Annotated in this window: 20 protein-coding genes; 11 read left to right on the top strand and 9 right to left on the bottom strand. The window is 68.6% G+C overall.

Features of this window, described 5'->3' with window-relative positions:
- Positions 1 to 32: 32 nt before the first annotated feature.
- The 5 genes from AC6EUH_RS03725 (at position 33) to AC6EUH_RS03745 (ending at position 3,684) form a co-directional block, all read left to right on the top strand.
- Complete coding sequence (locus AC6EUH_RS03725; protein ID WP_499737852.1) at positions 33 to 1,028, top strand: carbohydrate kinase family protein; 996 nt, start codon at positions 33 to 35, stop codon at positions 1,026 to 1,028.
- Between the two features lie 9 nt (positions 1,029 to 1,037).
- Positions 1,038 to 1,544 carry a YbhB/YbcL family Raf kinase inhibitor-like protein gene (locus AC6EUH_RS03730; protein ID WP_499737853.1) on the top strand — a complete coding sequence of 169 codons (507 nt, stop codon included), beginning with the start codon at positions 1,038 to 1,040 and terminating at the stop codon, positions 1,542 to 1,544.
- Positions 1,545 to 1,653: 109 nt separating this feature from the next.
- Positions 1,654 to 2,472 (top strand): HAD family hydrolase, encoded by an 819-nt coding sequence (locus AC6EUH_RS03735; RefSeq protein WP_056428368.1) that lies wholly within the window; start codon positions 1,654 to 1,656, stop codon positions 2,470 to 2,472.
- A 100-nt stretch (positions 2,473 to 2,572) separates the two neighbouring features.
- Positions 2,573 to 2,821: a hypothetical protein gene (locus AC6EUH_RS03740; protein WP_056428366.1), complete on the top strand. Its 249-nt coding sequence runs from the start codon at positions 2,573 to 2,575 to the stop codon at positions 2,819 to 2,821.
- A 50-nt stretch (positions 2,822 to 2,871) separates the two neighbouring features.
- A complete protein-coding gene (locus tag AC6EUH_RS03745) occupies positions 2,872 to 3,684 on the top strand; it encodes a glycerophosphodiester phosphodiesterase family protein (protein WP_056428363.1) in 813 nt (270 codons plus the stop codon).
- A gap of 17 nt (positions 3,685 to 3,701) precedes the next feature.
- Here AC6EUH_RS03745 and AC6EUH_RS03750 read toward each other — a convergent pair whose 3' ends face one another.
- Positions 3,702 to 4,661 (bottom strand): ADP-dependent NAD(P)H-hydrate dehydratase, encoded by a 960-nt coding sequence (locus tag AC6EUH_RS03750; RefSeq protein ID WP_499737854.1) that lies wholly within the window; start codon positions 4,659 to 4,661, stop codon positions 3,702 to 3,704.
- Positions 4,645 to 5,427, bottom strand: coding sequence for a histidine phosphatase family protein (locus AC6EUH_RS03755; protein WP_499737855.1), 783 nt, complete (start codon positions 5,425 to 5,427; stop codon positions 4,645 to 4,647). The genes AC6EUH_RS03750 and AC6EUH_RS03755 overlap by 17 nt, the downstream gene beginning before the upstream one ends.
- Positions 5,428 to 5,539: 112 nt before the next feature.
- On the opposite strand from AC6EUH_RS03755, the gene AC6EUH_RS03760 reads away from it, so the two are divergent.
- On the top strand, positions 5,540 to 6,664 hold the full coding sequence (locus AC6EUH_RS03760; protein ID WP_499737856.1) for a glycerate kinase: 1,125 nt from the start codon (positions 5,540 to 5,542) through the stop codon (positions 6,662 to 6,664).
- Between the two features lie 18 nt (positions 6,665 to 6,682).
- Here AC6EUH_RS03760 and AC6EUH_RS03765 read toward each other — a convergent pair whose 3' ends face one another.
- Positions 6,683 to 7,393 (bottom strand): DUF6766 family protein, encoded by a 711-nt coding sequence (locus AC6EUH_RS03765; protein ID WP_499737857.1) that lies wholly within the window; start codon positions 7,391 to 7,393, stop codon positions 6,683 to 6,685.
- Between the two features lies 1 nt (position 7,394).
- A complete protein-coding gene (locus tag AC6EUH_RS03770) occupies positions 7,395 to 7,883 on the bottom strand; it encodes a DUF6328 family protein (RefSeq protein WP_499737858.1) in 489 nt (162 codons plus the stop codon).
- Positions 7,884 to 8,148: 265 nt separating this feature from the next.
- Here AC6EUH_RS03770 and AC6EUH_RS03775 point away from each other — a divergent pair, with 265 nt between their 5' ends.
- Both AC6EUH_RS03775 and AC6EUH_RS03780 read left to right on the top strand, forming a co-directional pair.
- On the top strand, positions 8,149 to 9,048 hold the full coding sequence (locus AC6EUH_RS03775; RefSeq protein ID WP_499737859.1) for an SDR family oxidoreductase: 900 nt from the start codon (positions 8,149 to 8,151) through the stop codon (positions 9,046 to 9,048).
- 61 nt (positions 9,049 to 9,109) lie between these two features.
- The gene (locus tag AC6EUH_RS03780; protein WP_056428348.1) at positions 9,110 to 9,634 is read left to right on the top strand and encodes a hypothetical protein; all 525 of its coding nucleotides are present in this window, start codon (positions 9,110 to 9,112) and stop codon (positions 9,632 to 9,634) included.
- A gap of 121 nt (positions 9,635 to 9,755) precedes the next feature.
- Here AC6EUH_RS03780 and AC6EUH_RS03785 read toward each other — a convergent pair whose 3' ends face one another.
- A complete protein-coding gene (locus tag AC6EUH_RS03785; RefSeq protein WP_056428346.1) occupies positions 9,756 to 11,093 on the bottom strand; it encodes a uracil-xanthine permease family protein in 1,338 nt (445 codons plus the stop codon).
- A 211-nt stretch (positions 11,094 to 11,304) separates the two neighbouring features.
- On the opposite strand from AC6EUH_RS03785, the gene AC6EUH_RS03790 reads away from it, so the two are divergent.
- On the top strand, positions 11,305 to 11,910 hold the full coding sequence (locus tag AC6EUH_RS03790; protein WP_499737860.1) for a malonic semialdehyde reductase: 606 nt from the start codon (positions 11,305 to 11,307) through the stop codon (positions 11,908 to 11,910).
- Between the two features lie 347 nt (positions 11,911 to 12,257).
- Complete coding sequence (locus AC6EUH_RS03795) at positions 12,258 to 13,421, top strand: GGDEF domain-containing protein (RefSeq protein WP_056428344.1); 1,164 nt, start codon at positions 12,258 to 12,260, stop codon at positions 13,419 to 13,421.
- 45 nt (positions 13,422 to 13,466) lie between these two features.
- On the opposite strand, the gene pgm is transcribed toward AC6EUH_RS03795, so the two are convergent.
- Positions 13,467 to 15,116 (bottom strand): phosphoglucomutase (alpha-D-glucose-1,6-bisphosphate-dependent), encoded by a 1,650-nt coding sequence (gene pgm / locus AC6EUH_RS03800; protein WP_499737861.1) that lies wholly within the window; start codon positions 15,114 to 15,116, stop codon positions 13,467 to 13,469.
- Between the two features lie 135 nt (positions 15,117 to 15,251).
- Here pgm and AC6EUH_RS03805 point away from each other — a divergent pair, with 135 nt between their 5' ends.
- The gene (locus AC6EUH_RS03805; protein ID WP_499737862.1) at positions 15,252 to 15,947 is read left to right on the top strand and encodes a DUF4190 domain-containing protein; all 696 of its coding nucleotides are present in this window, start codon (positions 15,252 to 15,254) and stop codon (positions 15,945 to 15,947) included.
- Here the strand turns inward: AC6EUH_RS03805 and AC6EUH_RS03810 are convergent.
- The 3 genes from AC6EUH_RS03810 to AC6EUH_RS03820 form a co-directional block, all read right to left on the bottom strand.
- Positions 15,944 to 16,801 carry a phosphotransferase gene (locus tag AC6EUH_RS03810; protein ID WP_499737863.1) on the bottom strand — a complete coding sequence of 286 codons (858 nt, stop codon included), beginning with the start codon at positions 16,799 to 16,801 and terminating at the stop codon, positions 15,944 to 15,946. The two genes, AC6EUH_RS03805 and AC6EUH_RS03810, sit on opposite strands and share 4 nt — an antisense overlap.
- Before the next feature lie 4 nt (positions 16,802 to 16,805).
- A complete protein-coding gene (locus AC6EUH_RS03815; RefSeq protein ID WP_056428333.1) occupies positions 16,806 to 18,275 on the bottom strand; it encodes a peptide MFS transporter in 1,470 nt (489 codons plus the stop codon).
- Positions 18,276 to 18,470: 195 nt separating this feature from the next.
- On the bottom strand, positions 18,471 to 19,583 hold the full coding sequence (locus AC6EUH_RS03820) for an alcohol dehydrogenase catalytic domain-containing protein (protein ID WP_056428330.1): 1,113 nt from the start codon (positions 19,581 to 19,583) through the stop codon (positions 18,471 to 18,473).
- Positions 19,584 to 19,629 lie beyond the last annotated feature (46 nt).

The following is a 19,629-nucleotide window of genomic DNA, read 5'->3' on the forward strand; positions in this document are numbered from 1 at the left end:
CACCGGCCCGCGTTCTCTGGCAGAGTATGAGCATGCTCACAGTTATAGGCGAGGGCCTGGTTGATGTGGTCCAGCGTTCCTCCGGTATCCAGGCCCACGTGGGCGGCAGCCCCCTCAACGTCGCCGTGGGGCTGGCCCGGCTGGACCATCCGGTGCAGTTCATCGGCCGCTACGGACGCGACGCCTACGGCGAATCGGTGGCCGCCCACCTGAAGTCCAGCTCGGTGCTCCTCCCGGTGGGCCCGGACGAGCTCCCCACGTCCGTGGCCACCGCCCTGATCGACGACGACGGCGCCGCCAGCTACACGTTCGAGCTCGCGTGGGAGCTTCCCGGGCTTGCGGACCGGTTGCCGTTTATGTTGCAGGCAACGACGCTGCTGCATTCCGGTTCGATTGCCACGATGCTGGCCCCGGGCGCCGCCGAGGTGCTCTCCGCCGTCGAGCATGCCCATCCCTTGGCGACCATCAGCTTTGACCCCAACTGCCGGCCCAGCATCATCGCCGACGTCGACTACGCTCGCCGGCAGGCGGAAAAGTTCGTCACCCTGGCTGACGTGGTCAAGGCCTCGGACGAGGACCTCGAGTGGCTGTACCCGGGCGAGGATCCGTTGGACTCGGCCCGGCGCTGGCTGTCGCTCGGCGGTTCGGAAGGCCCCGCCATGGTGGTGGTCACGCGCGGCGCCCGGGGGCCCTGGGGCGTGAACGCCGCCGGCGAGGCGGACTTCCCCGCGCCGTCCGTGAAAGTGGCCGACACCGTGGGCGCCGGGGATTCCTTCATGGCGGCGCTGCTGTCCGCCATCGTGGACCTGGGTCTGGACGGGGCGCAGAACCGCAAGGACCTGCGCGGGCTCTCCGCCGAGAGCCTCCGGGATCTCCTGGCCCACGCCGCCCGGGCCGCCGCCGTCACCGTGTCCCGGGCCGGCGCCAACCCGCCCACCCGCGCGGAACTGAACCGGATGGAGGCCGACGCGCAGGCACCCAAGAAAACGGGTCACGATGCTGAAAGTGCAGAACTCCCCAGCAACTGAAAGGCAGCCATGACACACCACGATGCCCCGTCCTTCCGCGTCAGCAGTGAGTCATTCCAGGACGGTCAGACCCTCCCGCCGGCCCAGCGCGGCGCCTCAACCGGTGCTGGCGCCAGGGACGAGTCTCCGCAGCTGAGCTGGAGCGGCGCCCCTGCTGGGACCTTGAGCTACGCCGTCACCGTGTTCGACCCCGACGCCCCCGGCCGCGGCGGTTTCTGGCACTGGGCAGTGCTGGACCTCCCCGCGGACGTCACTTCCCTGCCGGCCGGGGCGGGATCTCGCCACGGGCACCTGCCGCCCGGCGCCTTCCAGCTGAAGAACGACGGCGGCGCCACCGGTTACCTCGGGGCGGCGCCGCCCAGGGGCCATGGCCCGCACCGGTACATCGTCACGGTCCACGCCCTCGGTACAGCGCACTCCGGGCTCGACGCCGGAGCCCACCCCGCGAAACTCGAAGCGAAGCTCGCCCCGCACACCCTGGCCAAGGCGAGCCTGACCGGTATCTACGAGCGCTGAGCCGCGCTGAGTTCGACGTCGGCGACGTCGGCCGCACAGGACACGGTTCCGTGCAGCCCCAGGGCCCTGCCCCGCGCCGAGGCAGGCACCGCCAACGTAGACTGGCGGTATGCGGCTGGTAGCAAGTGACATTGACGGAACGATCCTCGGCCACGACGGCAAAATCAGTGACCGGACCGTCCGGGCGTTTCACGCGTGCCGGGAGGCCGGCGTCGAACTGGTCTTCGTCACGGGCCGCCCTCCGCGCTGGCTCCACCCGCTGCAGGACCGGCTGGGCCACACCGGAACGGTCATCTGCTCCAACGGTGCCGTCGTCTGGGACCTTGAGGCGGACCGCCTTGTGTCGGCCCGGGGTCTGCAGCTCGACGCCGTCTTCGAGGCGCGCCGCATCATCCAGCGTCTGCGCCCCTCCGCCGTCTTCGCCGCCGAGACACTGACCGGCTTCCACCTGGAACCGGGGTTCCTCAACTCCGGCAGCAGCGCATTGCTGGCTGAGGTGACCCCCGCGCCGCTGCACAGCACCCTTACGGCCGTAGACACCGTGGTGAAGTTCATGGCCATCGTCCGGGAGGGGACGGCCGACGAGTTCCTGGCTGAGGTGACCCCCGCCGTCGCTCACCTGGCCGCCGCGACGCATTCGGCGCCGAACATGGCCCTGCTGGAGCTGTCCTTGCCCGGTGTGAACAAGGCCGTCACACTCGCCGAATATGCGGCCTCCCTTGGCGTGGACTCCGCCGACGTCGTGGCCTTCGGGGACATGCCCAACGACATCGAGATGCTGCGCTGGGCCGGCGACGGTTACGCGATGGCCAGCGGCCACCCGGAAGCCATCCTCGCCGCCGGGCAGCAGGCCCCGCACTTTGACGACGACGGCGTCGCCCAGATCCTCGAGGCGAAGCTGGCTGCCCTGGGCGTCCGGTTGCCCTGACCCGCAGTCACCGGACTCCCAGCTCCCGGTCAACTGGCGTTCACCTTGGCGTCCTACGCTGACAGCTCACGACGGATCAGCTGACTGACGGTGGGAAATCATGGCCAGGTACCGCACGAAGAACATGGACGACACGCCCCTGCGCCCGGCGGCGCCGGACGCGCACTGGAAAAGCCTGCAGCGGGGCGACCGCGTCAGCGTGCGGCTGGCGCCGGGCTACGAAACCGGTGGCCGGGTGGAAGCCGTAACGGCGGACCACACCGCCGTCTGGGTGGACCTCGACGGCGGCCGGGGCCGCACGCTGCTGCACTGCAGCGACGGCGTGGAGATCCTCCCGCCCGCCAACTGACCTGCGCCGGCAGGCCCGCGAGGCCCGCGGGGCTCGGATAGGCTTCAGGTGTGAGCACCCCGCACCCGTTTTTTGCCTCCGGTTCTGCCGGTGGCGACGGCCCTGATCTTCCCCTGGCCATGGCCCACCGCGGCTTCTCCCGGGATGGCCTGGAGAATTCCATGGCGGCGTTCCGCGCCGCCGTCGAGCTGGGGTTCCGGCATCTCGAGACGGACGTCCACACCACCGCCGACGGCGTCCTGCTGCTGTTCCACGACGAAACCCTGGACCGCGTCACGGACGGCCGCGGCCGGATCTCGGAGCTCCCGGCGGAGGCCGTGGCCCGGGCAAGGATCGGCGGCACGGAACCCATCCCCCTGTTCGAGGAACTCGCCACGGCCTTCCCGGACGTCCGGCTCAACCTCGACGTCAAGGACTGGAACTCGGTGGACGCCCTGGCGGCGGCGATCGAACGGTACGGCCTGCACGACCGGGTGCTGATTGCCAGCTTCTCGGACCGTCGACGGCGGGCCGTGCTCAAGCAGTTGAGCCGCCCCGCCGCGGGTTCGGCCGGAATCGTGTCCAACGCGCTCTTCGTCCTGCTGGGCCCGGTGCTCCCGGCGTCCCTGCTGCGCCTCACGGCAGGGCGTGCGCTCCGGGGGGTCCAGGCGCTGCAGGTCCCGGTCAGCTACGGCGCCGTACCAGTCGTGACGCCCGGCTTCGTCCGGCGCGCCCACCTGCACGGGCTGCAGGTGCACGTCTGGACGGTCAACGATCAGGCGGAAATGCGACGCCTGCTGGACCTTGGGGTGGACGGGATCGTCACCGACCGCGCGGACCTGCTCAAGAACGTCCTGCTGGAACGCGGCCGCTGGGCCGGTTGACCCCCGGTCACGTCTGGTCAGGAGCTGAGCTCCATCATGAGAGGCGGCAGTTCCCCCGTGAGTTCGCGGGCGAGGTAGCCGAGAGCGCCCAGTCGGCTCGCGAGCCGGTCGCCGGCGGCCGCATGCAGATGGGTGCCCCAGCAGGCGGCCTGCGCGTCTGTGGTTCCCCGCGCCCGCAGCCCGGCAATGGTGCCGGACAGCACATCGCCGGAACCCGAGGTGCCCAGGCCGCTGTGTCCCGTGGTGATCTCCCACAGCGAGGCCCGGGCCCCGCCGCCCTCAGCCGCGCCGGCCCGGCGGGATGCCGCGACCGGCCGCGCGATCACACCCTGGCAGCTCACCACCGCACTGTACTTCTCCGCGAGCTCGGGCACGTCCCGGGCGAGGTTCCCGGCGTCGTGCCCCAGCAGGATGCCCGCCTCGGTGACATTCGGGGTCAGGATCAGCCGGCCCGCCCAAGGGCCCAGCTCCCCGGCCAGTTCGGGCAGGCTGCCCAGGGCGAAGGCATCGAGGATGATGGCTGGCGGCTGCTTCCCCGCCGGCACCTTGAGGAGCCCGCGGAGCAAGGCGGTGGCCTCGTCCTTGTCGTCCAGGCCCGGGCCGATCAGGACCGCGTCTGCGGCTTCGACCGGTGCCGCGAGGACGGCGGCTGCCGAAGAGCCCTTGACCGTGCCCGACGCGGTTTCCGGCAGCCTGAGCACGCCCGCCTCGGGCAGCGCGACCGCGAGGTGCACAGCCACGGATTCCGCCACGGCCAGGGTCAGCCGTCCGGCGCCGGAGCGCAGCGCGGCCACCCCGGAGAGCAGGGCGGCGCCCGGCGTCATCCGCGCCCCGCCGATCACCAGCACCGATCCGCGGTCGTCCTTGCCGGAGCCCCCGCCGGGCAACCGCCAGGCCCGCAGCAGGGTCGGCGTCACGGGCTCAGGGCGGGCCGGCTCCTGGCCGCCCCCGGGGGCAGCCTTAGCGTGGGTGGACATTGGCATCTCCGGCATGTTCGGTTACGGGGACTCCCTCGGTCAAGAGGTGGTCAGCCATGTTGAAGCTCTCCAGCCGCCACGGTCCGGTGCCGTCCGGCCGGACGAATCGGCTCACGGAGGCGTTGAGGATGGCGGTGGAGGCGGCGAGGTCCAGCAGTTGGCGTTCCGTCAGCCCTTCCAGGATGTAGCGGATCAGCAAGATGACGGCGTCGTGGCAGACCAGGAGCACCTGCTGGCCGGGGTACGCGCGGTCCAGGTCGGCGATCAGGGAGCGCAGGCGGAGTACGACATCTGCCCACGATTCGCCGCCCGGTGGGCGGTAATAGAACTTGCCAAGCCAGCGCCGCCGTTCCGCTTCCTGCGGCAGCCTGGCCTCTACGCCGGCCGAGGTGAGCATGTCCAGGATGCCAAGTTCGCGGTCGCGCAGCCTCTCGTCCAGCGTGACCTGCGTCGTCCAGCCCCCGGTGTGCACGGCCAGTTCCGCCGTCTGCCGCGCCCTGAGATATGGGGAGGACCACACGGCGGCCCGCCGGTCCTCCGGGAACCCGGCGAACAGGCGGCCCAGGGCCAGCGCCTGCTCGCGCCCTGTTCCGGACAGCTCAACGTCGGCGTCGCGCGCCGGAACATTGATGACGTGCGCCCCGGACTCGTGCGCCAGTGTGGCGGCGACGTTGCCCTGGCTCTCGCCGTGCCGGACGAGCAGAAGCCCGGCCATGCCGGGCTGGCAGGTCGTGTGTTGTCGGGTCTTGCCGTTGACGTTCACCATTGCCCCCTGAATTCGGGTCGTTTCTGTGTGGCTGCCACGTTACTACCGGCGCGACGGCCTGTCGCCGTTGTCCCGACGTCGGGAGCGCCTGCGGGACTGGCAGGATGGAATCATGCTTATTCTCATCGCCCCGGACAAATTCAAGGGCTCCCTTACCGCCGCCGAAGCAGCCGCCGCCATCGCCGAAGGCGCCCTGCGCGTCTATCCCGAGGCCGAGGCCATCCAGTTTCCGGTGGCCGACGGCGGCGAGGGAACCTTGGAGGCGGCCGTCGCCGCCGGGTACGAGGAGCGGCTGAATGCCGTCGTCGGCCCCATCCTGGCGCCTGTGGGCGCGGCGTGGGCGATCCGGAAGGACGCCTTCGGCGGGGCCACCGCAGTGATCGAGACCGCGCAGGCCTCAGGGCTGGCGCACATGGAGCCCACGCCCGCCAACGCCCTGCGCGCGCACAGTTACGGCTGCGGCCAGCTGATCGCCGCCGCCCTCGACGCGGGCGCAACGGAGGTCGTGCTGGGCCTGGGCGGTTCGGCCATGAGCGACGGCGGCAGCGGCGCCCTGCGCGCGCTCGGCCTCAAGCCGCTCGATTCGGCGGGCAACGTGGTGCCGCTCGGCGGCGGGTCACTTGCGGACGTGGCTCAGCTCGATGTCAGCGGCCTCGATCCGCGGCTGGGTTCGGTCACGTTCCGGATCGCCGTCGACGTGCAGAATCCGCTCTACGGCAGCGACGGTGCCGCCCACGTGTTCGGCCCGCAGAAGGGCGCCGACGAGGACGCCGTGGAACTGCTCGACGCCGGACTCCGCAACTGGGCCTCGGTGCTGCGCGAGTCCACGGGCCGCGACGTCAACGTCCCCGGGGCCGGGGCGGCCGGCGGCTTCCCGGCGTCGTTCCTGGCGTTCAGCGACGCAGCGCTGGAAGGCGGGTTCGAGCTGGTGGCCGGACTCACCGGACTGGCCGGCAAACTGGCGCAGGCGGATCTGGTGATCACCGGGGAGGGGTCAATGGATTCCCAGTCTCTGACCGGCAAGGCCCCGATTGCGCTCGCCGATGCCGCGCAAGGCCTCGGGATCCCGGTGATTGTGGTCGCAGGACGGATCCTGGTCACCCCGGAGGAGCTCGCCGCCCACGGCGTCGTGGCCGCTGCGCAGCTGCTGGACCTGGCGGGGAGCCCGGACGACGCCGTCGCGAACGCCGCGAAGTACCTTGCCTGGGCCACCAGTCAGGTGCTCGAGGGGGCCTAGCACGCAGGCGCCGGTGTCTCAGGCGCCCGTCTCGTAGTGCGGCTCCGCGACCGGCTTGGATTCGGGGGAACCCCGCTCGCGGAGGTACACCGAGGCGCCGACCAAGACGGCGACGGCCAAGAACTCACTTTGCCAGTTCTGGAAGGACTCAAACCAGAAACGGCTCGTTGCCAGGTACTCAAAGACCGTCACGGGAGCTTCTCCGTGGCTCTGCCGCTCGGAGCTGTACTCGTCCGCCCCGCCCACGGCATGGAGCGCAAAGGACGCCAGGAACAGCAGCAGGAACATGATCGACAGGGAATGTTCATAGAGCCTGAGGATCCAGCCTCCGCTCCGGACGGGCCACGGGGTGGCCGGCTTGAGGTCCGCGTCCCGGGGATCCTCATCCTGCGGGGCCTCCCGGCCCACCGGCTTGGACTCCGAGGAACCCTTCTGGAAGAGGAACACCGTCAGGATGACGTACATGCCCATCTGCAGGAACTCGGACTCCCAGTTCTCAAACGTCGCTTCGAGGAACGCCCCGGTGCCGAGATAGCCCAGCAGCGTTACGGCCGGTTGGCCGTGAGCCAGTTGGTCCTCGCTGTATTCGGCGGCTCCGCTGAAAACCATGCCGCCGAAGAAAACCAGGAACAGGGCAATGTTCGCCAGCAGCAGGCCGTGGTCCTTCGTCCAGTCCCGCACGCTTTGTCGCGGCCCAGCCACGCCGTGCCCTTCAGCGGCCCTGGTCATGTCAGCTCTCCTTTTCAGCCCGCCGGCGCAACCGGCTCGGCACATAGACCAGCAGGATCAGCAGCACCGTCAGGAGCACCGCACCGGCCCACAGGCCCGCCGCCCGGCCCGCCGTCACGTCGAAAACCAGCGACGACGTTCCGACGCTGAGGAGCCCGATGCCGGCCAGTGACACCTTCGCGATCCTGTCGGCGCTGGACACGAGGGCCGCCCTGAGGTGCAGCCGGAAGAGGCGGCGGTGCACACTCACCGGCAGCAGAATCAGGGCCGTGGTCAGTGCGGCCAGCGCCACGTTGGCGAGGTAGACGGTGGTCTGGTAATCGTCCAGCGTCTCGAATCTCGACTGGAACGGCAGGGTCAGCAGGAACCCCGCCAGGATCTGCACACCGGTCTGCAGCACCCGAAGCTCCTGCAGCAGCTCCATCCAATTGCGGTCCAGTTTCTCGACGGCGGACTCGTTCCTGCTGCCCTGCGCGGACCGTTCCTGCACGGATTCAGTTGGTCCGGACTCTTGTGGAGCGGACTCCGGCTCTAAGTCTGACACTTGCGCCTCCACGAGGATGATGGCCGGGCTGCGGCGGCAGTCAACTTCAACCTAGGCTCGAGCGTTACGAAATTCAAGCCGATACTAAGGTTGCTGATGAATCCCGGGTAGGGTGTAATTGTTTACTCCGCGGGGACGCGCCGCGGGTCCGGGCCATGGCCCGCGGCCCAGAAGCGGCCCCTGGAAAACCGACACGTTGGGTAGGTGGACTATGAGTGATTCAAGCAAACAGCGGGACCAGCCGCGCGACCCCCGGGGCGGCTACTACTCCGGGTCCTTCCCGGAGCAGGTGCAGGAACAGCCGGGCCTCACCGCGCCCATGGACCCCAAACCGGACCACGGCGAGGAGAGCTACCAGGGCAGCGGCGCCCTTGCCGGCAAGGCCGCGCTGATCACGGGCGGAGATTCCGGGATCGGGAAAGCGGTGGCCATCGCCTTCGCCCGGGAGGGCGCCGACGTCGCCATCTCCTATCTGCCGGAGGAGGAAGCGGACGCGCAGGATACTGCCGCGTGGATCCGCAAAGCTGGCCGCAAGGCGCTGCTGATCGCCGGGGACGGCCGCAGTGAAGCCTTTGCCACCCGGATCGTGGATGACGCGCTCGCCGAATTCGGCCGCCTGGACGTCGTGGTACTCAACGCCGCGTACCAGAAGAACCGCGACAGCTTCGAGTCCCTCCCCACCGAGGAGTTCGACCGCGTCTTCCAGACCAACCTCTACTCGCTGATCTGGACCGCACAGTCGGCGGTACCGCACCTGACGGCCGGCGCGTCGATCATCACTACGGCCTCGATCCAGGCGTTCAACCCCTCGCCCGAACTCATCGACTACGCCATGACCAAAGCCGCGCAGGTTGCCTTCACCAAGGCCCTGGCCCAGGAGCTCGGCCCGAAGGGAATACGCGTCAACGCCGTGGCCCCGGGCCCCATCTGGACGCCCCTGATCCCGGCAACCGAGTGGCCGGACAAGCTGCCGTCCTTCGGCCAGGACACCCCGCTGCAGCGTGCGGGGCAGCCGGCGGAACTCGCGGCGGCCTACGTGCTCCTGGCCTCCGATCACGGCTCCTACATCTCCGGCGCGGTACTGCCCGTCACCGGCGGCAAAGGCCTCTGAGCCTTCACGAATTTCCGGTAAAAATCCACGCAGTTCAACATTCCACTACGGGAGGAACGGCATGACCCAGGAAAAGCAGCAGGATCCCATCGAGGAAGCCGGCGGCTACGGAACGCCGACGGCGGAGCAGGAGCTGCCCGGCGGAGACACCAGGAAGTTCGCCCAGCCCCGGGAAGAGGAAGCCTTCGACGCGGCAGGACTCAGCCAGGACAGCCCGGACGGGGAAACGTACCCGGCCGGCGCCCCGGACCTGAGCCAGTTCGGCGCCCAAGACCAAGACAGTGCAGGAGAGCCCGGAGCGGGTCGCTTCGGAGGAACGGAGGAACAAATGAGTTCAGAAAACGCCAGCACAGCCCCCGGCTATGACGCCGACGCCTCGGAGAACTCCGAGGCAGCCATGCCGTCCGCGGAGGCGGAGATGGACGCATCCAACACCGAGGAGCCCGACGCCGGGCGGCCCTTCTCCTCCGAGCCGGGCCAGGACGCCGCCGGGCTGCCGGACGGATCGGGAACGGACCTGCCTGGAGGCAAATCCGACCAGGCTCCCAAGGACGACGACGATGAGGAAACCTTCGACGCCGGCTAAAGCCGCTGCCCCGAACAGCTGAGGCCGGGTCCCGAACACCTAGGGTGTCCGGGAGCCGGCCTTTTGGTTGCGGCGCAGCGGTTGCGGCGCAGCGGTTAGCGGCCCGGTGGGGCCAGAGCGGCTAGCGGCGCTTCTTCGGCGCGCGTTTCACGGCGGCCGTGGCAGCGGCCACGGCGCCTTCGGTTTCGGGCTCGGCGACGGTGCCGCGGACCTTCGCGATCGCCGTCATGCCGTGGTAGATCACCAGCGCCGCCGCGGAGCCCAACGCGATGCCGGTGAACACCAGGTCGCCGATGGTCCAGGTGTAATCGGCAATGCCGACGATCAGTGCGACGGCGGCCGTGGTCAGGTTGATCGGGTTGGAGAAGTTCACCTTGGCCTGCACCCAGATCTTGACGCCCAGGACGCCGATCATGCCGTAAAGCATCGTCGCCGCGCCGCCCAGCACGCCGGCCGGGACGGTGGCGATGAGTTCGCCGAACTTTGGCGAGAAGCTCAGCACAATGGCGAAGAGGCCGGCCACCCAGTAGGCCGCCGTCGAATAGACCTTGGTGGCGGCCATAACGCCGATGTTTTCCGCGTAGGTGGTGGTGCCGGAGCCGCCGCCCATGCCGGCAAGCACGGTGGCGGCGCCGTCGGCCATCAGCGCCCGCCCGGAGACGCCGTCGAGGTTCTGGCCGGTCATTGCGGACACGGACTTCACGTGGCCGATGTTCTCCGCCACGAGCACCAGCACCACCGGAACGAACAGGCCGACGACGCCGAGGTGGAATTCGGGCGTTTGGAAGAACGGCAGCCCCACCCAGGCGGCGGAGTCCATCTTGGAGAAGTCCACCTCGCCGCGGGTCATCGCCACGAGGTAGCCGACCACCACGCCGACCAGGATGCTCAACCGGCCCAGGATGCCGCGGAAGAAGACGCTGACCACGATGATCGTGGCGAGGGTGATGAGGGCCGTGACCGGGGCGGCGTCGAAGTTGGCCTTCGCCGCCGGAGCGAGGTTGAGGCCGATCAGGCCCACGATGGCGCCCGTGACGATCGGCGGCATCAGGCGGTTGATCCACCCGGCACCGAACTTCTGCACGATCGCGCCGATCATTGCCAGCCCGACGCCGGCCAGCACCACACCGCCGAGCGCTCCGGCGACGCCGTACTGCTGCTGCGAGGCCATGATCGGTGCGATGAACGCGAAGCTGGACCCGAGGTAGCTCGGAACCTGGCCCTTGGTGATGACCAGGAACAGGAGGGTGCCGATGCCCGAGAAGAACAGTGTGGTGGCCGGCGGCATGCCCGTGATGATCGGGACCAGGAAGGTGGCGCCGAACATGGCGACAACGTGCTGCATCCCGATGCCAAGAGTCAGCGGCCAGGCAAGGCGTTCATCCGGCTTCACGACTTCGCCGGGGCGGATGGACTTGCCGTTGCCGTGCAGCTTCCATTTGGTTCCGAGCATGCTCATTGCCGGGGCCTTTCAGAGAATATTTGGCGGAAGGGAAGGAATCTTCCGGAGCAACATTACCGCGACGGTGTTTCCGGCATGCTTCGCCGCCGGCGCCGCTGTGCCGGACGTCACGGGGCATTTCGGGAAGCAGGAGGCAGAAGTTGAAGTTGCAACTATGGACAGTGACCAGTGGCCGCCGCCGGCGGGCACCCCAGCGAAAGGGACGCTCATGACCATCGCCCATGACGAAGCAGTAATCGACGCCGCCGCAGTGGACGCCATCTTTGCCGAGGCCCGCACCCCCAACACCTTCACCGGCGATGTCACCGATGAGCAGGCCCGGGCCATCTACGAGCTCACCAAGTTCGGGCCCACCGCGTTCAACTCGCAGCCGCTGCGCGTGACCTATGTCCGGTCCGCCGAAGCCCGCGCCACCCTGGTCGGCACCCTTGCCAACGGCAACCGCGCCAAGACCGCCGCGGCACCGCTCGTCGCCATCCTCAGCTACGACACGTCCTGGCAGGAACAGTGGGACAACTTCCTTCCCGGATACAACGCCCCGAAAGCCATGTACGACGCCGACCCGGACCTTGCCGCGGCCACCGGCAACAACAACGCCCACCTGCAGGCCGGGTACTTCATCCTCGCCGTCCGGTCCCTGGGGCTGTCTGCCGGACCGATGACGGGCGCGGACTTCACCGCGATCGATAAGGCCTTTTTCCCCGACGGCGGCCAGGAGAGCTTCCTGGTGGTCAACATCGGGCAGCCCGCGGCCGACGCCTGGGGCGCGGCCAAGCCGAAGTTCGCTTACGAGGATGTTGTCCGCACCGTCTGACACGACCCGTCACTGACGCGGAGGTGCCTCCGGCGCTGTACTAACGCGGAGGTGCCTCCGGCACCATGGGGGACAGGCCGGAGGCACTCGGGATGCAATTCTGCGGTTGAGCGCAAGGCCGCATCCGGGGCCGCTTCCAGTTTAGTCCGCTTCGGGTCCCTTGCCACAGGGCCGTTGGCCCCGCCTTGGGGGTTCGGGGCCGACGTGCCGGCCGAGCCGCAGGGCGTGTCAAGTCACATCCGAGACGGTGATCACACTTTATCCGGCCGGGGTGCAATACTAGGGTCAAATGCGGCGCATAGTCGACGCAATATCGGGTTATTGCGTGCGGACCGGGGGGCCACTACATGACGCTTGACACCTCAACCTTGCGTGTCGCATTGGCAGCAGTTGACCTGACTTTGCTGCTGCTCTTTTACTTCATCACGTTCCGCCGGACACGTTCGACGTACAGCGGCTCATGGTGCCTGGCGCTCCTGCTTTTCCTGGCCGGCAATGCGGCGTACCTCATGGACGGAACGCCGCACCAGGTCTGGGCCAACCCGCTGGGGAACGTGTTTCTCGTGGCGGGCGCGTCCAGCATCTGGGCGGGGGCCCGTTCCCTCCGGACGACGGTCCCCAAGTTCTGGTACCTGGCAGCAGGGCCCGCCATCACGGCCGTTGTGTCGGCGCTGGACCAGCCCGCCACCAACGTGTGGTCCGGCGGGCCGGCCTATCTGGGATTCATGGGCCTGCTGATCGGCCTTGCCTGCCGTGAACTGTTCCTGCTGGACCGGCACTTCTCGCGTGTGCACCGCACATTGGCGTGGGGTTCCGGCATTCTCGCGGCGTTCTATCTTGGCCGCCTGGTCGCCTTTGTGATCGAGGGGCCGGAGGGCGACGTCTTTCTGACGGTCTTTGGCTCCGTCCCGGCAACGGTCTGTTCGGCGGTGATCATGGTGGTGGCGTCCTTCACCATGGCCGAGCTGAGCTACGAGCAGCAGACCCAGGACCTCCGCGCCCGCGCCACCGTGGACGGGCTGACCGGGCTCTTGAATCGCGCAGCATTCCTGGACCTCGCCGAGGACGAACTGCGCCGCCTCACCAGGACAAGGACCACGGCGTCGCTGATCCTGGCGGACCTGGATCACTTTAAATCCATCAACGACGAGTACGGCCATTCAGCCGGCGACGCCGCCCTGCAGGCGTTCGCGGAGGCCTGCACGTCCACCGTCCGTTCCACCGACCTCGTGGGCCGCTACGGCGGAGAGGAATTCATCATCCTCCTGCCCGGAGTGACGCAGGAACGGGCCGGCCAGATCGCCTCGGACATCAGCGCCCGGCTGCAGGCGTCGGCGTCGCCGCTCATCCCGCGCCTGCCTACGTCCAGCTACGGGATCGCGTCGACCGCTCCCGGCCGCGTCGATCTTGACGCGATGATCGCCTCCGCCGACGCCGCCCTTTACCGCGCGAAGACCCTCGGCCGTGACCGCTCAGTACTCGCCGGCAGCTTCGAGGAAGAAACAGCCTGAGCGGGCGGCCCGCCGACCGCGGGCGCCCGCATCACCGGACCGCCGCTAGGAGATGACCCCGTCCACCAGCGCTTTCGCCTCGGCCTGCACCTGCTTGAGGTGCTCGGCGCCCTTGAAGGACTCGGCGTAGATCTTGTACACGTCCTCGGTGCCGGAGGGGCGCGCCGCGAACCAGGCATTCTCCGTGACCACCTTGAGCCCGCCGATTGCCGCCCCGTTGCCCGGGGCTTCGGTCAGCTTGGCCGTGATGGTTTCCCCTGCAAGTTCGGTGGCGGTCACGTCCGAGGGGGAAAGCTTGCCAAGGGCAGCCTTCTGCTCGCGGGTGGCCGCCGCGTCGATCCGGGCATAGACCGGGTCACCGAACTGGTCGGTGAGGCCCTTGTACAGCTGCGACGGCGACTTGCCCGTTACCGCCGTGATCTCCGAGGCCAGCAGGGCCAGCAGGATGCCGTCCTTGTCCGTCGTCCACACGCTGCCATCCATCTTGTTGAAGGAGGCGCCGGCGGATTCCTCGCCGCCGAATGCGCCTTCGCCGGAGAGCAGCCCGGGGACAAACCACTTGAAACCAACCGGCACCTCAACGAGCTTGCGGCCCAGGCTTTCGGCCACGCGGTCGATGATCGAGGAGGAAACCAGGGTCTTGCCGATCACGGACTGCGGGTTCCATCCGGTCCGGTGGCGGTACAGGTAATCGATGGCGACGGCGAGGTAGTGGTTGGGGTTCATCAGGCCGCCGTCTGGCGTCACAATGCCGTGACGGTCGGCGTCGGCGTCGTTGCCCGTAGCGACGTCGAAGCTGGCACCGCCGGACATCCGGTTGATCAGCGAGGCCATCGCGGACGGGGAGGAGCAGTCCATCCGGATCTTCTCGTCCCAGTCGAGCGTCATAAACGCCCACTGCGGATCGACCGTGGGGTTGACCACCGTGAGGTTCAGGTGGTGGCGTTCGCCGATCTCGCCCCAGTAGTCCACGGACGCACCGCCCATCGGGTCGGCGCCGATCCGGACGCCGGCCTCGCGGATGGCATTGAGGTCCAGGACGGAGGGTAGGTCGTCCACGTAGCTGCTGAGGAAGTCGAACTTGCCCGTGGTGCCGGCGCTGAGTGCCTCGGCGATGGGGATGCGCTTGACCCCGCGCAGTCCGTTCTCCAGCAGTTCGTTGGCCCGGTTGGCGATCCACCCGGTGGCGTCCGAGTCGGCGGGCCCACCGTGCGGCGGGTTGTACTTGAAGCCGCCGTCGCCGGGCGGGTTGTGGCTCGGCGTCACCACGATCCCGTCCGCCTGCGGGGCCCCGGCGGGAGAGTTGTTGTTGTGCGTCAGGATGGCGTGGCTCAGTGACGGGGTGGGGGTGTAGCCGTGCCGGGCATCGATCAGCACATTGACGCCGTTGGCTGCGAGGACCTCCAGGGCGGAGTTCTGGGCCGGCTCGCTGAGGGCATGCGTGTCTTTGGCGAGGTAGAGGGGCCCGGTGATCCCCTGGCCTGCCCGGTACTCCACGATCGCCTGCGTGATGGCCAGGATGTGGGGTTCGTTAAAGGACGCTTTCAGGCTGGAGCCCCGGTGCCCGGACGTGCCGAACGCCACCCGTTGGCCGGGGTCGCCCAGATCCGGTGAAACATCGTAGTACGCATCCAGAAGCGCAGTGAGGTCGACAAGGTCTTGGGGTTGGGCAACAGTGCCCGCGCGGCTAGCCATGGCACCAGCATGCCAGACCGTCGTGGCAGGCAACATGTTTTCGACGGATTACGGCCCCTGTGACGTCAGAAATGTCCTGCTCAAGGAACCGGGACGGCGGTAGGCTGAATCCTGAGACTTCACGAGGGGAAAACCATGACTGACCAGCCGAAACCGGACAAAGACGAGACGCCTGAGGGCTACCAGCCGCCGTCGTATATTCCGGCGCAGGAGTCAGACGTTCCTGCAGCGCTGACGCCGCCCGCGACGACGGAGTTCGAGCAGCCGGGCTACGGGCAGCAACCGTCCGGAGCGCAGGGCTACGCGGGCGAGCAATACGGCCAGGCCGGGCCGGACTACAACCAGCCCACGGAACCGTACAACACGCCGTCGCCGTACGCCCAGCAGCCGTACGCCCAGCAGCCGTACGCCCAGCAGCCGTACGCCCAGCCGCCCTACGGTGCGCCGGGCCAGCCGCCCTACGGTGCGCCGGCGCAGTATGGCCAGCAGCCGTATGGCGGACAGCCGCAGTACGGCCAACCGGGCACCCCGTTCAATGCCTACGGCCAGCCGGCCTATTACGGTCTGCCGCCGGAACCCAAGGGCCTGAGTATCGCCAGCCTGTGTTGCGGCATCGCAACCTTCGTGGGCCTTGGCTTTTTCCTCCTGCCGCAGCTCGCAGCAGTCATCCTCGGGCACATGGCCCTCAAACGCGAGCCGGCCGGCAAGGGCATGGCCATTGCCGGCCTGGTGATGGGTTATGTAGGGATCGCGTTGACCGTTCTGATATTCGTGCTCATCGCGGTGGGACTGGCCGTCGGACGGTCAACCTTGGGGTCGTCCGGCGCCTAGCCTCCGCCGGCGGACGTAAGCGCCGCCACCAGCCGGCCGGCGTTGGCGTCGAGCCAGGTGCCGCGGCGGCGGATCGTCTCGCCCACGCCTTCGTCCCACATCCGCGCCCAGCCGCCGCCGAGTTCCCGCGCGTTGTGTTGCATCCGCTCGTAGCTCAGCCGCGTGGCCTCGATGCCAAACGCGGGCAGGCTTCGCCGTTCCTCGTCGTTCCAGCCGTACGCGTCGGCGAAGATCCGGAGCCGCCGGAACGGGTCCGCCGCCTCCCATCCCGGCCACGCGTCGGCGGGGTCCGGGAGCGGCACCCAGTGCATTGCGGTGTTGAAGGAGTCCTTGAAAGCCGTTGTGGGGCCGGCGAGGTCGAAGTCCACCAGGCCGGCGGCACGGCCGTCGCGGACCACCACGTTCTGCGGGGTGACATCGAGATGGCAGACCAGCTCCGCCGGATCCTGCCGGACCGGGCGCGGCGGGAACGGATAGTCGCCCGGCGCAAACCCGGCCGAGGCCGAGTGCAGCCGGCGCAGCAGCTGCGCGACCGAGACCAGGAGCTCCTCGGACCGGACCCAGGCCTCCGGGAGCGGCCCGGAGCACTGTCCGGGCAGAAACGTCAGCACGTCCCGGCCCTCTCCGTCCCGGCCCAGGAACCGCGGGGAACCATCGAAACCGGCGTCTTCCAGCCAGTCGAGGTACGCGGCGACAGCGAAAGACTGCGGCTGGTGCGGGCGGCGGATGGTTCCGCCCACCCGCACCACGCCGGTGGTGACATCGCCCGCCGGCATGAGTTCGACGTCGGACGCCTCGCCTGCGGCGGGGACGTAAACGCGGAACTCAAGCGGTGGGCGGTGCCTGGAGGTCATCGGCTCAGCGTACGCCGCCCATGAGCTTCTTGATCGCCGGCGAGGCCGCGGCCAGGCCGACGGCCAGCAGCATCGCGGTGCCGCCGATGCCGATGAAGTACGGCAGTTCGTCCTCTGGGTTGTACAGCCCGGATAGGATGCCGGCCAGCGTGGTGCCCAGGGACACCGAGAGGAAGAACAGTGCCACCATCTGGGTGCGGAAGGCCTCCGGCGCCAGCTTGGTGGTCACGGACAGCCCGATGGGGGACAGGAACAGTTCCGCGAGCGTGAACAGGAACAGGATTCCCACGAGTGCCAGCAGCGGGGTCTTGCCGTCCCCGGCCAATGGGATGAACGCCAGGAACGCCAGGCCCATCACAAAGAGGCCGATCGAGAACTTCAGGGCCGAGCCGGGCTGCTTGCGGCCCAGCCGGGTCCAGAGGGCAGCCATGACGCCGGCGAAGATGATGATGAACACCGGGTTGATGGACTGGACCCAGGCGGCCGGCATTTCCCAGCCGAACAGGTTGCGGTCCAGTTTCTCCTCGGAGTACACGGCGATGAAGGTGAACTGCTGCTGGAACAGTGCCCAGAATGCGGCGGAGGCGATGTACAGCGGGATGAACGCCCCCACACGCCGGCGTTCGGTCCCGTTGACCTTCTTGCTGCTGAAGATCAGGGCGAAGTAGAGCACGGACGCGCCGATGGCCGCGTAGGCCATGGACATTGCCAGGTTCTCCGCATTCACGATGCCCGTGGCCAAAAGTACCGCGATCACGGCGGCAATGGCGCCGAAGCGCAGGCCATACTTGGTGCGCTCGTCGGCGGCAAGCGGGTTGTGCACCCGGTTCGCCGACTCGGGCAGGTTCTTGCGGCCCAGCGCGTAGATGACCAGTCCGACGCCCATACCGACGGCGGCGGCGCCGAAGCCCCAATGGAACCCCTGGCTTTCCTGCAGCCAGCCGGTGACCAGCGGGCCGATCAGCGCGCCGGCGTTGATGCCCATGTAGAAGATGGAGAATCCGGCGTCGCGGCGTTCGTCCTTCTCCCGGTAGAGGCTTCCCACCAGGGCGGTGGCGTTGGCCTTCAGGCCGCCGGATCCGACGCCGACCAGCACCAGGCCGGCGATCAGGCCGGGAATGCCCGGCACGACGGCGAGGCCGATGTGGCCGGCCATGATCAGGATGGCGGAGCCGAACAGCACCTTTTCGGAACCGAACAGCCGGTCCGCGAGCCAGGCACCCAGGATGGTGGACAGGTAGACGCCGCCGCCGTAGGCGCCGACGAGGCCGGCGGCCAGGCCCTGCTCAATTCCCAGGCCGCCCTCGGCGGCCGTGAAGTACATGTAGTAGAGCAGGATGCCCTGCATTCCGTAGAAGGAGAAGCGCTCCCACATCTCTACGGAGAAGAGGCTGGCCAGCATCTTTGGGTGGCCGAAAAAGGATGTGTCGCCCGGCGTTGTAGCGGGGGGACGGGATAAATGAGTAGTGCTCATTTACTTAATGCTGACAGTGTGACGCGGGATTGTCACATTCGCGGCGCCCCGGGGCAAGTCATTCGCCCGGTGTTTCTCCCGTTGCGCTATCACTGGATGTTGCTTTGGACCGGGCATAACAACAACGAGTGACAGCGCAACGGGCGGGCGGCGCGGGGGTGTGCGGCGGGGGTGTGTGGCGCGGGCCGGCGGGGGCTACTCGGCGTCGAACATGATGACCTGGCGGACCGCTTTCCCGTCGGCCAGCTGGTCCATCGCCTGGTTGATGTCCGCCAGGGCGATGCGCGCCGAGATCAGCTCTTCGACCGGCAGCTTCCCTTCCCGCCAGAGCTGGGCGTATTTGGGAATGTCCCGAGCGGGAACGGCGGAGCCGAGGTAGCTGCCGATTATTGTCCGGGCCTCGGCCGTGACGGTCAGCGGCGAGATCTGGGCGCGGGCGTCCGGGTGCGGCAGGCCTGCGGTGATCGTGGTCCCGCCCACCGCGGTCGCAGCGAAGGCAGTTTCGAAGGCCCGCGGGTTCCCGGCGCATTCGATCACGTACTTCGCCTTGACGCCCTCCGCCAGGACCTGCTGCGGGGTGTAGGTCTCGTGAGCGCCCAGGCGGCGGGCGTGTTCGAGTTTTTCCTCCAGGGTGTCCACAGCGACGATGCGTGAAACACCCTGGGAGATTGCCGTGATCAGCGCGGCCATGCCAACGCCGCCCAGTCCCACGATCATGATGCTGTCCTGCGGCCGGGGCCGGGCCGCGTTCAGCACGGCACCGCCGCCGGTCAGCACGGCGCAGCCCAGGACGGCGGCGACGTCCGCCGGGATGTCGTCGTCCACCCGCACGGCCGAGGCGCGGTCCACCACGGCGTGGGTGGCGAAGCCGGAGACGCCCAGGTGGTGGAAGACCTTCTCGCCGCCGCGGTCCAGGTGCATCGATCCGTGCAGGAGGGTTCCGTCGCCGTTGCTCTTCGACCCCGTGGTGCAGGGCAGGCGGCCGTCTTCGGCGCAGTTCTCGCACTGTTCGCAGCGGGGGAGGAAGGACATCACCACGCGCTGGCCCGGCGCGAGGTCCGTCACGTCCGCGCCGACCTCGACGACGCGCCCCGCAGCCTCGTGCCCCAGCAGCATCGGCACCGGCCGCACGCGGTTGCCGTCCACAACGCTCAGGTCCGAATGGCAGATGCCTGCGGCCTCGATCCTGACCAGGATTTCGGTGGGTCCGGGGCCCTCCAGGTCCAGCTCGGAGACGGTGATAGGCCGGGAATCTGCGAACGGGCGGGGACGGCCGATTTCCTCAAGTACTGCACCGGTGATCTTCATCGATCCCTCTCATGTGGTTTCCAGGCGGGGCGTGTTGTGGCGCTGC

This window comes from Arthrobacter sp. 001422645 (assembly GCF_059816125.1).